The organism is Nitrosospira sp. Nsp13 (assembly GCF_900101945.1).
In the GTDB taxonomy this organism is placed as follows: Bacteria; Pseudomonadota; Gammaproteobacteria; order Burkholderiales; family Nitrosomonadaceae; genus Nitrosospira; species Nitrosospira multiformis_D.
In genome coordinates, this window is record NZ_FMVD01000001.1 from 354,072 (window position 1) to 367,926 (window position 13,855).

Sequence of the window (13,855 nt, forward strand, 5' to 3'; positions counted from 1 at the left end):
CTAATGCAGATAAGGCGATTGATTGCCCTTGTTACAGGCGGATTTCTTCTGTCGAAGAATTAAGCGAGAGGGGGATGCTGCGGTTGCTGCAGGATGGCGGAAGTAAAGCGGGAATCAAAAGCGACGGCATAAGAGGAGCCGCCGGTGGAAATCAACGAGGCGTATGTTGCGGGAAGCAGCGTGCTGAAACTTGCGTAGCAAGGGAGGCTCTCACACGGAAGATTGGAGGTCATGTTATCGGGCGCGCTGTGCGTCGTCGAAACCTCCTCGCCATCATCATGAAGGTCGCAAGGGGCAGTAACCGCTGGAATATCAAGGCTGGTACCCATTTGTTTCGCTTGTACGCACAAAGGCATGATGGCGGCGATCGCACCTTGCAGTGGGAGCCACAGCATGATTGAAACCAGTAAAAGTTTTCGTCCGGACACCATGATTGGCTCAGTATAGGTGACTTTTCCTGTGGGGGGCAAGCTGTCTGTAAGAGGGGATCGTTCTATTTTAGTTCCGGCGCCTATATCCCCCTTTAGTCATCGGGAGTACAAAATTGGATAAATACAAGATCTTGCACTATCATGGTACCCATTGTCTCACCCTCCTCCATGCCTGATATCGATTCATTTTTTGCTTCTGCCGGCCCGCTTGCCAAGACTGTGCCGGGTTATCGCATGCGCGCGCAGCAACTCGAAATGGCACAGGCCATTGCGGGTACCATCGCCACCAATACCATCCTGGTTGCCGAAGCGGGTACCGGTACAGGTAAAACCTTTGCCTATCTGGTGCCGGCGTTGCTGGCGGGGGGCAAGGTGATTATTTCCACCGGTACCAAAAACCTGCAAGACCAGCTCTTCAGTCGGGACATTCCTACCGTGCGGAACGCGCTCAAGGCACCTGTCACCGTGGCGTTATTGAAGGGGCGAGCCAACTATGTCTGCCACTATAATCTGGAGCGCACATTGCAGGATGGGCGCGCAAGCTTCGCCAGCCGCGAGGAAGCGAAGTATCTGAAGCTGATCGAGCATTACGCGGGTGTTACCCGAAGCGGCGATAAAAGCGGTTTGAGCGAGGTGCCTGAAAACGCGGAGGTCTGGCAACGGGTGACTTCAACGCGCGACAATTGTCTCGGTTCCGATTGCCCAAACTATAAAAATTGTTTCGTCATGGAGGCGCGCAAACAGGCGCTTGCGGCGGATGTGGTGGTCGTCAACCATCATCTCTTTTTCGCCGATGTGATGCTGCGTGATGAAGGATTGTCGGAACTGCTGCCCGCCTGCAACACGGTGATATTCGACGAAGCTCACCAGTTGCCCGAAACCGCCAGCCTGTTTTTCGGCGAATCAGTGAGCACCAGTCAATTGCTGGAGCTTGCTCGCGACACGGAGGCCGAAGCGTTGCTGGGCGCGAAGGATTTCACCGCCCTGCCCCCGGCCATTGCGGCAATGGAGAAAGCGGCGCGTGATTTGCGCCTGACTATCGAAGGCGAGAATACACGCATGCCGCTGGCTGTGGTGATGCAAAACGCGAAATTTGGTGGCGCGTTGAATGAGTTGCTGGATAAGCTGGATGCGCTGGCGGCAATGCTGGAAAGCCAGGCGGAGCGCTCGGAGGGGTTGGAAAATTGCTGGCAACGTGCGCGTGAAATCGCCGGCGATATAAAGCGCTGGCGCGATCAGGCCGAAGCCGAAGGGTTCGTGCGCTGGGTGGAAGTATTCAGCCACGCGCTGCAACTCAATGCCACCCCGCTGTCCATCGCGGAAATATTCAACAAGCAGCTGAGCGGTTCGCCACGCGCCTGGGTTTTTACCTCCGCCACGTTATCGGTGAAAGGTGATTTCTCGCATTACAACAATGAAATGGGTTTGAGCACGGCGCCGAATGCCGCGCAATCCGCCTGCTGGGAAAGCCCGTTCGATTTCGCTAATCAGGCCCTGCTTTATGTGCCAGCAGGTTTGCCAGAACCGAGCAGCCGGGAATATACGCAAGAAGTGGTGAAGGCGGCTCTGCCGGTATTGAAAGCGAGCCGCGGTCGCGCATTTTTCCTGTGCACCAGTCTGCGAGCGATGCAGCGCGTGCACGAATTGCTGATGGTGGCATTCGAACGCGAGAAACTTGATTATCCGATACTGCTGCAAGGCCAGGGTTCGCGCTCCCATATGCTGGAACGCTTCCGCAAGATGGGCAATGCCGTGTTGATCGGCAGCCAGTCTTTCTGGGAAGGTGTGGACGTGCGCGGCGAGGCGTTGTCGCTGGTGGTGATCGACAAACTGCCTTTTGCCCCCCCGGACGACCCGGTACTCTCCGCGCGCATCGAAAAAATCAACAAGGAAGGACGTAATGCTTTCATGGAGTACCAACTGCCGCGCGCCGTCATCAACCTCAAACAGGGAGCGGGACGGTTGATCCGCGATGAGACCGACCGTGGCGTGCTGATGATCTGTGACCCGCGTCTCATCACCAAAGCCTACGGCAAAAGGATCTGGCAAAGCTTGCCACCGATGAAGCGTACACGCGAGTTGCTGGAAGTGGAGGAATTCTTTACGAGAAGTGATGAGTTCGCTCGAAGTGAATGACCAATGTAAACTCGAACTGGCCGTAGACCGCTCATTTATTAGATTGGCGTCATGATCCACACAGATTTCTTGGGTCACGCCACCTTTACCTTTAATAATTAGTTCGTTACAGGCTGGATTTAGGATAAACTTGGCAACTTAGTACTCTCGCGACGATGCTTTGGTGAACGAGACTAGCGGATGATTGCGGTTGCGACCACGGACCGGGCGAAAAACATCAGATTGATCGAACGATAAAAATCCTCAATGGCCTGCAAAGATAAAAGCTCCACAGACGCGGTCCGTCCTGCGACAGAAGAGCCTGCAAGCGCGGGTCAGGCACTGCGCGAGCGTCTCAAGGAGATCACCTGTCTCTATGAGATTCGCCGTGGCATGGGGCTGGAATTATCGGTGGAGATTGTCTGCCAGAACATTTTCGAACACTTGATACCTGCCATGCAGTTTCCGGAGATTGCCACCGCCATGATCGAGCTCGATGGCAGGCGCTTTACCTCCGAGAATCATGGTCAGGGCCTTACGCACGAGCTGCAGTCGAAGATTAGCGCCAACGACGAATTACGTGGTCAATTACGCGTGTTCTATCCGGAAGACAAGCCATTCCTGATGCCGGAAGAGCAGCGGCTTATCGACACTGTCGCGAGCGATCTGGAAAAGTGGCTTGAGCGCAAACAGATCGATGGGGCGCTGCGTGAGCGCCTGAAGGAAATCACCTGTCTCTACGAGATTCGCCGTGGCATGGGGCTGGAATTATCGGTGGATAATGTCTGCCAGAATATTTTCGAACACCTCATACCTGCCATGCAGTTCCCGGAAATTGCCACCGCCATGATCGAACTCGATGGCAAGCGCTTCACTTCCGAAAATCACGGCCAGGGCCTTACGCATGAGCTACAGTCGAAGATTAGCGTCAACCACAAAACCTGCGGGCAGTTGCGCGTGTTCTATCCCGAAGACAAGCCGTTCCTGGTGCCCGAAGAGCAGCGGCTCATCGACGCGGTCGCAAGCGATCTGGAAAAATGGCTTGAGCGCAAACAGATCGATGAGGCGCTGCATGAGCGTCTGAAGGAAATCACCTGTCTCTACGAGATTCGCCGTGGCATGGGGCTGGAATTATCGGTGGATAATGCTTGCCGGCATATTTTTGAATACCTGATACCCGCTATGCAATTCCCGGAAATTGCCACCGCCCTAATCGAACTCGATGGCAGGCGTTTCACCTCGGAGAATCATGGCCAAGGCCTTACGCACGAGCTGCAGGCGAAAATTAGCGCCAATAATAAACCCTGCGGCCAGTTGCGCGTGTTCTATCCCGAAGACAAGCCATTCCTGGTGCCCGAAGAGCAGCGGCTCATCGACGCGGTCGCGAGCGATCTGGAGCGATGGCTCGAGCGCAAACGCCTGGAGCAAGCACTGGTTTCCATAGCGGAAGAACAGCAGCGGCTGATCGGGCAGGAATTGCACGATAATCTCGGGCAGCAGATCGCGGCGATCAGCTATCAAGCCAAGGCCCTGGAAAAAAAGATAGCCACATCGTCGTGTGAGGATGCGGCAACGGTCGCCGCTTCCATCGCGACACAGGCACAGGTCGCCGTGATGCAATGCAAACAGATCGCACAGGGGTTGCTTCCGTTTGAACTGGAGACCAATGGCCTGACGGCCGCGTTGCGGGCATTTGCATCGAGAATCGCAATTACCTATAAGATTACTTGTGATTTTGTATGCGAAAATGAAGTCCTTATCAAGGATAAGGACCTTGCGCTCAATCTTTACCGGATTGTCCAGGAGGCCACCAACAATGCAATACGTCATGGTGGCGCGCAACATGTGGCAATTTTGCTGGCCGTCGAAGAAGAGATGCTCCACCTGTCGATAAGCGATAATGGCAGCGGCTTTGCCGGTACGGATACAAAACATGGAGTGACGCCGGGAATGGGTATTAAAATTATGCAATATCGCGCCAGACAGCATGGCGCGATGCTGGAATTCCTGTCGCGTGCGGAAGGGGGAGTGGAAGTGCGGCTGGAAATGCGAATAGTTTAGGAGTTTCTCAGTATGTTGGCCTTGAAAGCACAAGTAATGCTGGTGGACGATCATGCCATGTTGCGGCATGGCATGGCGATGCTCATTAATCTTGAATCGGATATGGAGGTATTTGCCGAGGCCGGCGATGGCGACGAAGCGCTGGCCACACTCAAGTCGGGACACCATGCCGACATCGTTTTAATGGATGTGTCTCTCAAGACCCTCTCCGGTTTTGAAGTCATAAAAAGTATGCACAACCTGATCCCCGCACTACCCGTACTAGTCGTCTCCATGCATGACGAAGGCGCATATGCGGAACGTGCTTTGCGGGCCGGTGCGCGGGGCTATGTGATGAAGCAAGAGCCGGGTGAAGTGCTGGTATCCGCTATCCGCGAGGTGTTAAAGGGAAATGTTTATCTGAGCAAGCAGATGCACGCCAGGCTGTTGAATCGGGTTGCGACCGGAAATTCGGAGCCTGAACCGTTGATCAACAGCCTGACCCCCAGTGAGTTTGAAGTGCTGCATTTGATCGGATCCGGGCATAGCAGTCAGGAAATTGCCAGGTTGCTTAGCCGCAGTATCAAAACTATTGAAACGCATCGCTTCAATATTCGTACCAAACTGAATTTGAGAGATGGTGCCGATTTGATACGTTACGCCACTCACTGGATTTCCGAGGCACAATAACAGCAGTGCCATTGCCTCAGCTACAGGCTGGAACCCGTATTTTTCACGAGGTCTGATTTATTTCAGGGCGACAGGAAGTCCGGCTGGTTTTCCTCATAGCGTGCCTACATTTACATTAGTCACTTTTTCCATGGAAATGTGACCTAAGGGTTTCCCCTAGTATAAAACCAGGGTTTCCCTAATTACTCAATAGTGTGGACTGAGTTAGGATAATTTTAATTCTATCCGGGTTCATTACTATCATGAAAACAAGGTTAGGAACATTTATTGCGGTCCTGTCCACGTTGGGTCTATTGGCTTCCTGCGCACAGATGGGGCCTCTCGAAAAGCAGAGTGATGATATTAACAAGGCTGCACAGAATGCCAGAACCTATGCCGATCATGAAAATCTGGCAAAGCAATATGCAAATACGGCCAAAGAAATACAGGTAAAAGCGGAAGAGCAAAAGAAATTGCTGCAGCATTATGAAGAAAAAAGCTATCTCTATGGTAGACAGGCGCAAGATATCCAATCACGTACCTGGGCCTTGCTGAACAAATATCAGCAAGCTGCGGAGGAAAACATACATCAGGCTGCTTTTCACCAGAGAATGGCATCCGAGCTTGCGAAGCGCGATTACGCCGCTCCCGCGGAAATACCGGGCCAGCGGAATCGGGAAAACAAGGCCAAGGTCGGATCAGATCCTAAAGACCGGATTTAACTAATTCGGCGGTTGACCACACTGATCAGACAATCTCGTACTATTTGACTCTCACCTTCCGGGTGAGGCCGCTACGAGATGAATTGCACAGTTTTTGTGGTACATAATTTCGTTGCTCACAACGCCTTGAAATGGAATGGGCATTCTGTGACATCGCACCTTTCCCTGTACCCCAAAAAATCACACACCTGCTTCACCCTGCCCAATTCCCGAAGTTAGGGTTTGCGGAGGAAATCACACTGCATCGCAGAATATATTGCCATGCGAAGAAGTGCCGTTATTTCTTTTCTGAACACGATACCCACAAAGCGTATTCATTTCGACAAAATTCGATAAATGCTTGCGCAGCGGGTCAGCGTCTTGAAGTGAGGCGAGCAGTTTTTCCACTGCGCTTTGCTTTTTAAATTCGCATTCATTAGCCCTGAGTGCTTCACCCCGCAGATGGTAAAATTTCGCAGCTGTGGCATATGCGCGCCAGGCAGCAAGCGGAATTTCCGTGCTCTCCACAATAGCGAGTGCCTCCGCAATTTGTGAATCCGCTTCATCCAGCACATTTTCCTTTATGGCGATTTCGGCAAAAAGGGAATAGCTGAGCGCGAGATAGGTGTTCTCTGGCGCGCCAGCTGAAAGGTCGTGCAACCGCTGGGCGTAATGACGCGCTTTTCCGAATTCTCCCAGCGATAGCCAGGCTTCGCAGGCTCCCTGGCAGGCTGGGAAGGAATAGTTGCGGGAGAGGGGCAACGATTCGTTTTTCTCCGCCTGAAAAAAAAATTCAAAACATCGAATCGCTCCCTTGTAGTCCCCGAGTCCGAGTAGTGCCCTTCCACGTATGGCCGAAAAATGAGCCGAGATATAGGTAGCCCAAGGTCCGGAATTCTCCGATGGGGCTTCTTCACAATAGGTTTTGGCACCTGCAAAATCGCAGGCTTCCACATGCAGCCAGGCCATCATGATCTGACGATGCAAACGGAGCGGTAAGTTTGCATCGTTGCAGTTGGATTCGAATGCACGCCTGCTCTCCTCCGCAACCTTGCGCAATTTTTGCCATTCGCCCAGATGCAGCAAAGCCAATCCGCAGTAGTAGTGTCCAACTATAAACATGTAACCATCACCCAGTGTGCGCGATAACGCCAGGGCTTCTTCAGCTGTTGCCCAGGCACTCCTGTAACGCGAAGCCAGCAATTCGATATAGATATGCTGTGTCAGCCGGGCGTGCAGTAACTGAGGATTTGCGCTGGCCCGGGCAACATCCATGGCTTCGCGGCACGCACTGGCACAGTCGTCGCGCCATTGACCAAATAATAAATTCAGTCCACCCCACATGCCCTGGACCACCGATTGAAGAATCTTGTCATCAAGATCTTTACTACGCACCAATGCTTGTTCCGCCAATTCCAGACATTGACGGCGGTCCAGCCATACCAGCACACGGCTCAGTTCGATAAGTGCCAGAACCTCTGCCCGGGAACTTCCCGAGGTTCTGGCCGTGGCAAGCATATTTTCCAAGTCGGCTTTAGCGCCGGCCATATCACCCAGCGAGCGTCTTATTGCTGACGATTGCTTCAGGAGGTCTATGCGTGTTTCCACCTGCTGTCCTGCCGGCAACTGGTCAATCATGCCCAACGCACGCACCAGGTAGTCACAGGCTTGGTGATTGGCGAAACGATGCGCGGCGTTAGCGGCTGATAACGTCAGATAGTGAACCGCTCGAATCCAATCCCACCCTTTTTCAAAATGCAAGGCCAATTCTGCGGCATGTTTCAGGTTCAGCCTGCCATGCACCTTCTCCAGACATTCACCAATACGCAAATGTAATCGGATGATCTGGCCAGGAGCAAACCGCTGATAGAGCACTTCGACGTACAAGGCATGGCGGAACGCATAGTGGCCGACAACATCGCCCTGCGAATCCTGCTCCATGCCGTCTGGAAGCAGGATCTGGCCGCGCCTGACCAAGGCATCGCAGCAGCGGTCTACGTCGGTAATCTCCATATCGAGCACCGCACCAAGCAATATCACCGAAAAGTGCGACCCTATCACGCTGGCGACATCCAGCACACGCCGTTCATCAGGGCTTAATCGTTCGATTTCGCGTTCGATCACACGCCGGATAGTATCCGGGAGTGCCTTATCCACCATTAGCTCTCGTGCAGAAGGCCAATGCTGGTGCTGATTTACCAGATATTCGATCAGATTGGAAACGAATAGCGGATGCCCTCCCGTCCTGGCAAAAAGGGCCTGACTCACCGAGTCGGGCATTTCCATGGCGGGGAAACGCCGGGTAAGGTAGTCTTTAACCTCGTCCGCAGAGAACGGATCAATGGCAATCTCACAACTCATCTCCCGTAACTGCAATTCACGGTGGACCAATGCTACGGAATGTGCCTGCAAGGCGGCATCGACCGGCCGATAGCTCGCCAATACCAGCAGGGCTGCGGACTCGCTTCGCCGTGCCAGCAAACCGAGAAAGTCCAATGTTGCGTGATCGCTCCAATGGAGATCCTCCAGCACGAGAATCAAGGGAGCATCCTTGCTCAAGGTTTCCAGTAGCTCGCATCCCTCGCGTATCATGCGCTCCCGGCTCGCGCCAAAGATTTCACGTTGAAGAGCTTCTCGTTCTTCGGGTTGCAGTACCGATGGTAGCTGTGCAAGCCAGATCGGCGCATGACGATGCAATAGCTCGATCATTTTGACGCCTTCCGGCGCGCGACAATGCTTTTCGATAGCTTCAATCATTGGAAGCAGTGCCTCACCCTGACCAAAATGTTCCACACAGCGCATGCGTAAAACCAGCGGGGCATCATTGCTTATCTCGTTGAGAAACATTTCGATCAGGGTCGTTTTGCCGATTCCCGGTTCGCCTGTCAGGAAAGCAATCTGGCGCAGACCCTTCAGCGAATGCTGCCAGATAGCCAGCAATTGGGCCTGAGCCGTTTCACGGCCGATCCACCAGTTTGCTCTGTTACCTGGCGGAGTTGCGCGGCGAATGCCGGCAGGGAATTTTTCCGCAAATTCTCCCGTTTTTTCTGATGAGTTGATCTCGGTAACGGGGGCGATGAAGCGGTAGCCGCGTCGCGCCACCGTTACGAGATAGACTGGCGCACGGGCATCGTCTCCGAGGGCCTGCCGCAACTCATTGATGCACACTTTCAGCACCGATTCACCGACATGGCGATGCTGCCACACGCTATCCAGCAACTCGTTCTTCGTCACCAGTTGCCCATGCCGCTCAATCAGGTAGCATAACGCGGCAAAATTTTTGGGCCGCAAGGGCACCACTTGATCATCATGCCAAAGTATGGCGTTGGCCTTATCCAGCCTGAAGGAATGGAACTTCCAATAGCTTGTCTGAATTCCGGTATCCATATGGGTATTATCCTAAATCCGGCAGTTGACCGCTTATTTACTAGGTTAGTAGTCTAATTAATAACAATATTTTTTGATATCTGACCCGTATCTTCGGGATGAGCCCTACTACAGCTACTGGATTTTGCATGGTTTCTCTCTCAATGACTGGCAGAAATTTAACCAATATTTAACTGTTCTTTTACGACTCCCCGCGTGAGTTTAGGTATTGTTCGGTCATACCTGTGGTGGTCCGAATGATCATTTCAGGTCAAGCATTGAACGCTTATCTATCCTGGCGGCAACTTCAAGGAAATGGATAATGAAAAAATCAGAATTGATAGATATGTTCGGCTTAAGGGGTGATTCATCAAGTAATGATCAACTGGATGATCTACTTTTTCGCCTTGAATCAGACATTCCAAATGTACTTGAAACACACTCGAAAGTCACCTGCTTGTCATCCCTTACGACGATAACCATTGCAAGTTTCGGGTCTGATGATGTTCTTGCCATTCCTGAAAGACGGAACAGAGTGGCATGTCCCGAGAAAGCCGGAGGTTTGTTGTATGAATCTCTATCGACCTCGATGAGACTGACGGTAGCGTCGTGATGATCTGCAACCCTAATCGAACAATTATTGAGCGGTTCCCGCTTCAGGCGATTCCATCGGCCGAACTTCCCGGCCATTCAGCATCGATACAAATGCTGATTGAAATGAGTGGCGTGCATGCCACGGATACCGTGCTTGACGTTGCCTGCGGTCCCGGCCTGGTTGCATGCGAGTTCGCTGCCCATGCCCGGTTTGTAACCGGTATGGATATTACATCCAGGATGATCGCAGCAGCCAGGGAAAGACAGGCTGAAAAACAACTCCATAATCTTGCCTGGCAAATTGGAGACGTTTCTCTTCTACCCTTTTCATCGAATAGTTTTGACATCGTCCTGGCTCGATACAGCTTTCACCACTTCGAGAAACCGGAAATGGTTTTGTCCGAAATGATTCGGGTTTGCAAGCCAGGAGGACGTGTTCTCGTGGCCGATGTGGTCATGCCGTCAGATAAAGCGGAGTCCTATAATCAACTCGAAAAAATTCGCGATCCATCACATGTCAAGGCGTTGGAAATATCTAAAATCGTCAGGCTCATCCATAATTCGAGGCTTCTGGATTTGAAGATCCAGCAACATAAAGTCGAGGGTGAAGTTGAGCAGCAATTAAATATTTCATCTCCTGCTCCCGGCGACGCAGACAAGATCCGTAGGTTGTTCAGATCGGATATCGATAAGGATCACTTGGGAATCAATGTACACTTCGAAGGTGAGGCGGTGCGCTTCGCCATTCCAATTGTGGTTCTCGCCGGTACAAAAGCCCGGTGCTTATACGGATTGAAACGACCGCCTGTGGCCATTCCAGATCCCTCGTTTGCCGGTTAGACGCGACGCGGTCCGTACTCCCCGCCGGATCGAGTCGCGTCCTTTCTTTAACAGAACTCTTCCCGTGGCATACTTCTTGAACCCTCATTAAATTTTGGCGCGCTGCAGGCGGATGTAAATACTCAGCCCTTCATCCGGTTCGTTTCTTGCCATGATTTCGCCGCCATATAGCTGAACAGCTCGTTCGGCGATGGCTAACCCAAGCCCGTGCCCGCCGCTTAAGCGATCCCTGGCCTCCTCTACCCTTACGAATGGCTCAAACAGATGAAGCAGCATTTCTTCGGGCACTCCGGGTCCGTGATCGCGCACCTGAACAATGATGCTATCCGGATTTCCGGCGTCTTCCCGCATGCTTATTTCAACTGTCGTATCCCGTTTTGTGTACTTGATGGCATTGCGAATGACGTTTTCAATTGCGCTGTGAAGCAGCATGGCGTTTGCTTTCACCATGACCGGAAAGGCTTTCTGCAATTTCACTTGGCAGCCCCTTGAATCCGCCTCAAATTGCGCATCCTCTATGAGGTCTTCGAGCATCTCTTGCATGTCAATCCGGTCGATATGTGCCGCGTCCACCCCCGCTTCCAGACGGGAGAGCGCGAGAAGCTGGCCGATCAACTCATTCAGGCGCTCTATTTCAAGCTCGATGCGGTCAAGCTCTTTTTCAGCTTGACCGTTTGATCGCTGCCGGGCAAGACCCAATGCAACCTGCAAGCGTGCGAGCGGGGAACGCAGTTCATGAGAGGCATCACTCAGCAATTGCCGCTGCGCGCCGAACACTTTCTCGAGCCGTTCGGCCATCTTGTCGAATGCACCTGCCAGATCGGCAATCTCATCCCGGCGATTGCCCATGGATGGGACGACCCGCTGGGTAAGGTCTCCGGCCGCAATGTGCTGGGTGGCGCGCCGCAGCCGCTCAAGCGGAAAAGTCAGGTAGCGGCTGAGGAGCAGGCAAATCAGCGCGCTTACCAGTGCTGCGACTGCCATGGGAAGCCCAATGACCCTGGGGCGTTGCAAAATTCTAAGCAAGGTAATGCTCTGAAAGTCAGGGATCATGCGGTAGGCGCTTCCATCCGGTAACCGGAGGGGCTGCTGGTGAGGCGGCCTTTTTCGTTCTCCGCGTTCCGCATGCTCCCGCCTTCGATCCAACCTTGCGATGATGTCGGCTGGAATCTCCCGTTCAAGCAGATCCTTCCCCGCCTCATCGATGAGGAAAATAGGTATGGCTTCACTGTGGTCCAAGCGATCCAGCCACTTTTTAAGGCCCGCGATACCTTTGTGTCTTGCGACTGTTTGACCCTGATTAAAGTATTCCGAGAGACGTGTACGTATGCTGCCGATATCCTGTTGCGTCCGGATATGTTCGAGATAGCTCGAAGCCGCAAACATGAGCAATGCGGCAAAGATGATCAGCGTGAGCCAGAATGACAGAAATATTTTCCAGAATAGTCTGTGCACCGTTAGCAGCCTGTCGGACTTGAAGAATTGAAGCGAAAAAGTGACTGGGCGAGCATAGATTTTGACGATTTTGAAGGCCAATAGTTGTTCTATTGGTCAAGAAAGTGGCTAGATATTGACCGGCCAGATGCTTTTGCAGCCGATTTCCTTTAAGTCCGACAGGCTCCTAGGTCCGCGAATAAATGTAACCAACACCGCGGACAGTTTTTATCCGCTCCCGGCCATCGGATAACGTCCCCAGTTTTTTACGCAGATTGCTTACGTGCATGTCGAGACTGCGGTCATAGCGGCTCAATTTCCGGCCAAGCGCCCGCTCGGACAAATTCGCCTTCGACACGACGTTGCCGGCTTCGCGCAGCAATATGTCCAAGACGCTGAATTCCGTGCTGGTCATGGATACGGGATTATTGCCGCACACTACCATACGTGAGCCCATGTGCATGACAAGATCATCCAATGCAATCTGATCGGGCCGCTCACCGCCATTTTGTAATTCGCCTTTTGTCTCCACTCTTCTCAGGATTGCGCGAATCCGTGCTACCAGTACGCGAGGACTGGATGGTTTGGCCAGATAGTCGTCCGCACCGAGCTCAAGCCCGACAATACTGTCGATGTCATCTCCGCGTGCCGTCAACATCAGCACGGGGAGTAAGGATCGCACACGCAGTTCACGCAATACGTCGAAACCGCTCCGGTTGGGCATCATGACATCCAGTATCAGTAAATCATATGGGTTGGCCAGCGCCTTGCGCAGCGCGGCATCGCCATCATGAGCCGCATCGACATCGAAGCCCTCTTTGCAGAGGTAGTCGACCAGCATATCGCTCAATTCAATGTCGTCATCTGCCAGTAGTATGCGCACCATCCGTTTTTCCAAAATCAAGTTGTTGTGAACCATCAGGTGATCCATTTGTTATGGATATTGCCAAATTACGGTAAACAAATACAGCGGGCTCTGACTTCTTTACACAAATTTACGCTTTCATCACCCACTTTGACATGGCTTGATCTTATTCTTTGCCCATATCGTGTGGGCCGTGGGGGCTTATCGCGATATTCGTAAAAACTTACTAAGAGGAATCAGCTAATGAAAATCATCACGAAAATTTCGCTAATCGGTTGCTTATTGGCAAGCAGCATTGCTCTGGCAGGCACGCAAGCTGACACGGGCTCCAAAAAAGCATCGCAGGAATGTCACCATGGTGCGCATTCCAGGATGGGGCAAGGCGCGGACGGCGGGGAACGTTTCCTGAACCGGATGACGGATCGCCTCAAACTGACTACCGAGCAGCGTTCATCGGTGGAAGCCGTTTTGCAGAAATCGAAATCTCAAATGGCGAATTTAAAAGAAAAAATACAGACAAATCGCAAGGCATTACGTGAACTCAAGCAAAATGGCGATGGTGACGGTAGCCAGGTACAAGTGCTGGCACAAGAGCGAGGTAATCTGGTGGCCGCATCAATTATTCAGCGCAGCAAGATACGCAACGAGATTCAGTTGGTGCTGACGGATACTCAGCGGGAACAAATGAAACAAATGCGCGAGGAGCATAAGCACGGGCACCACAATAAAGGGTAAAGTGCAGCTAAACAGCGGTTTGGCATATGTCAAACCGCTGTGGTGCTCTACTGTGATAATCCCGC

Annotated in this window: 11 protein-coding genes; 7 read left to right on the plus strand and 4 right to left on the minus strand. The window is 52.4% G+C overall.

The window, feature by feature from the left end; translation table 11 throughout:
* Positions 1-59 precede the first annotated feature (59 nt).
* Positions 60-395, minus strand: coding sequence for a hypothetical protein (locus BLO43_RS01615; RefSeq protein ID WP_139149211.1), 336 nt, complete (start codon positions 393-395; stop codon positions 60-62).
* A 204-nt stretch (positions 396-599) separates the two neighbouring features.
* On the opposite strand from BLO43_RS01615, the gene BLO43_RS01620 reads away from it, so the two are divergent.
* The 4 genes from BLO43_RS01620 to BLO43_RS01635 all read left to right on the plus strand — a co-directional run bounded on the left by BLO43_RS01620 (position 600) and on the right by BLO43_RS01635 (position 5,977).
* Positions 600-2,567, plus strand: coding sequence for a DNA repair helicase YoaA (locus tag BLO43_RS01620; RefSeq protein ID WP_090905833.1), 1,968 nt, complete (start codon positions 600-602; stop codon positions 2,565-2,567).
* A gap of 246 nt (positions 2,568-2,813) precedes the next feature.
* Positions 2,814-4,607: a sensor histidine kinase gene (locus tag BLO43_RS01625; RefSeq protein ID WP_090905402.1), complete on the plus strand. Its 1,794-nt coding sequence runs from the start codon at positions 2,814-2,816 to the stop codon at positions 4,605-4,607.
* 12 nt (positions 4,608-4,619) lie between these two features.
* Positions 4,620-5,276 carry a response regulator transcription factor gene (locus BLO43_RS01630; protein WP_090905404.1) on the plus strand — a complete coding sequence of 219 codons (657 nt, stop codon included), beginning with the start codon at positions 4,620-4,622 and terminating at the stop codon, positions 5,274-5,276.
* Positions 5,277-5,518: 242 nt separating this feature from the next.
* Entirely contained in the window at positions 5,519-5,977 is a 459-nt protein-coding gene (locus BLO43_RS01635; protein WP_175443814.1) for a hypothetical protein, read from the plus strand.
* A gap of 234 nt (positions 5,978-6,211) precedes the next feature.
* Here BLO43_RS01635 and BLO43_RS01640 read toward each other — a convergent pair whose 3' ends face one another.
* Complete coding sequence (locus tag BLO43_RS01640) at positions 6,212-9,343, minus strand: AAA family ATPase (RefSeq protein ID WP_090905406.1); 3,132 nt, start codon at positions 9,341-9,343, stop codon at positions 6,212-6,214.
* A 301-nt stretch (positions 9,344-9,644) separates the two neighbouring features.
* Here BLO43_RS01640 and BLO43_RS01645 point away from each other — a divergent pair, with 301 nt between their 5' ends.
* Both BLO43_RS01645 and BLO43_RS01650 read left to right on the plus strand, forming a co-directional pair.
* Positions 9,645-9,935: a hypothetical protein gene (locus BLO43_RS01645; protein WP_074632171.1), complete on the plus strand. Its 291-nt coding sequence runs from the start codon at positions 9,645-9,647 to the stop codon at positions 9,933-9,935.
* Positions 9,935-10,756 (plus strand): class I SAM-dependent methyltransferase, encoded by an 822-nt coding sequence (locus tag BLO43_RS01650; protein WP_090905408.1) that lies wholly within the window; start codon positions 9,935-9,937, stop codon positions 10,754-10,756. The genes BLO43_RS01645 and BLO43_RS01650 overlap by 1 nt, the downstream gene beginning before the upstream one ends.
* 87 nt (positions 10,757-10,843) lie before the next feature.
* Here the strand turns inward: BLO43_RS01650 and BLO43_RS01655 are convergent, their stop codons facing one another.
* The gene (locus tag BLO43_RS01655) at positions 10,844-12,211 is read right to left on the minus strand and encodes an ATP-binding protein (RefSeq protein WP_090905835.1); all 1,368 of its coding nucleotides are present in this window, start codon (positions 12,209-12,211) and stop codon (positions 10,844-10,846) included.
* Positions 12,212-12,377: 166 nt separating this feature from the next.
* Positions 12,378-13,076 (minus strand): response regulator transcription factor, encoded by a 699-nt coding sequence (locus tag BLO43_RS01660; protein ID WP_090905836.1) that lies wholly within the window; start codon positions 13,074-13,076, stop codon positions 12,378-12,380.
* Positions 13,077-13,298: 222 nt separating this feature from the next.
* Here BLO43_RS01660 and BLO43_RS01665 point away from each other — a divergent pair, with 222 nt between their 5' ends.
* Positions 13,299-13,790, plus strand: coding sequence for a Spy/CpxP family protein refolding chaperone (locus tag BLO43_RS01665; protein WP_090905410.1), 492 nt, complete (start codon positions 13,299-13,301; stop codon positions 13,788-13,790).
* The last annotated feature ends 65 nt before the right edge of the window (positions 13,791-13,855 follow it).

Excerpts from the sequence above, each read along its gene's own strand:
- BLO43_RS01645 (WP_074632171.1), top strand. The coding sequence starts at position 9,645 with ATGAAAAAATCAGAATTGATAGATATGTTCGGCTTAAGGGGTGATTCA.
- BLO43_RS01615 (WP_139149211.1), bottom strand. The coding sequence starts at position 395 with ATGCTGTGGCTCCCACTGCAAGGTGCGATCGCCGCCATCATGCCTTTG.
- BLO43_RS01625 (WP_090905402.1), top strand. The coding sequence starts at position 2,814 with ATGGCCTGCAAAGATAAAAGCTCCACAGACGCGGTCCGTCCTGCGACA.
- BLO43_RS01630 (WP_090905404.1), top strand. The coding sequence starts at position 4,620 with ATGTTGGCCTTGAAAGCACAAGTAATGCTGGTGGACGATCATGCCATG.
- BLO43_RS01660 (WP_090905836.1), bottom strand. The coding sequence starts at position 13,076 with ATGGTGCGCATACTACTGGCAGATGACGACATTGAATTGAGCGATATG.
- BLO43_RS01650 (WP_090905408.1), top strand. The coding sequence starts at position 9,935 with ATGATCTGCAACCCTAATCGAACAATTATTGAGCGGTTCCCGCTTCAG.
- BLO43_RS01620 (WP_090905833.1), top strand. The coding sequence starts at position 600 with ATGCCTGATATCGATTCATTTTTTGCTTCTGCCGGCCCGCTTGCCAAG.
- BLO43_RS01640 (WP_090905406.1), bottom strand. The coding sequence starts at position 9,343 with ATGGATACCGGAATTCAGACAAGCTATTGGAAGTTCCATTCCTTCAGG.
- BLO43_RS01635 (WP_175443814.1), top strand. The coding sequence starts at position 5,519 with ATGAAAACAAGGTTAGGAACATTTATTGCGGTCCTGTCCACGTTGGGT.
- BLO43_RS01665 (WP_090905410.1), top strand. The coding sequence starts at position 13,299 with ATGAAAATCATCACGAAAATTTCGCTAATCGGTTGCTTATTGGCAAGC.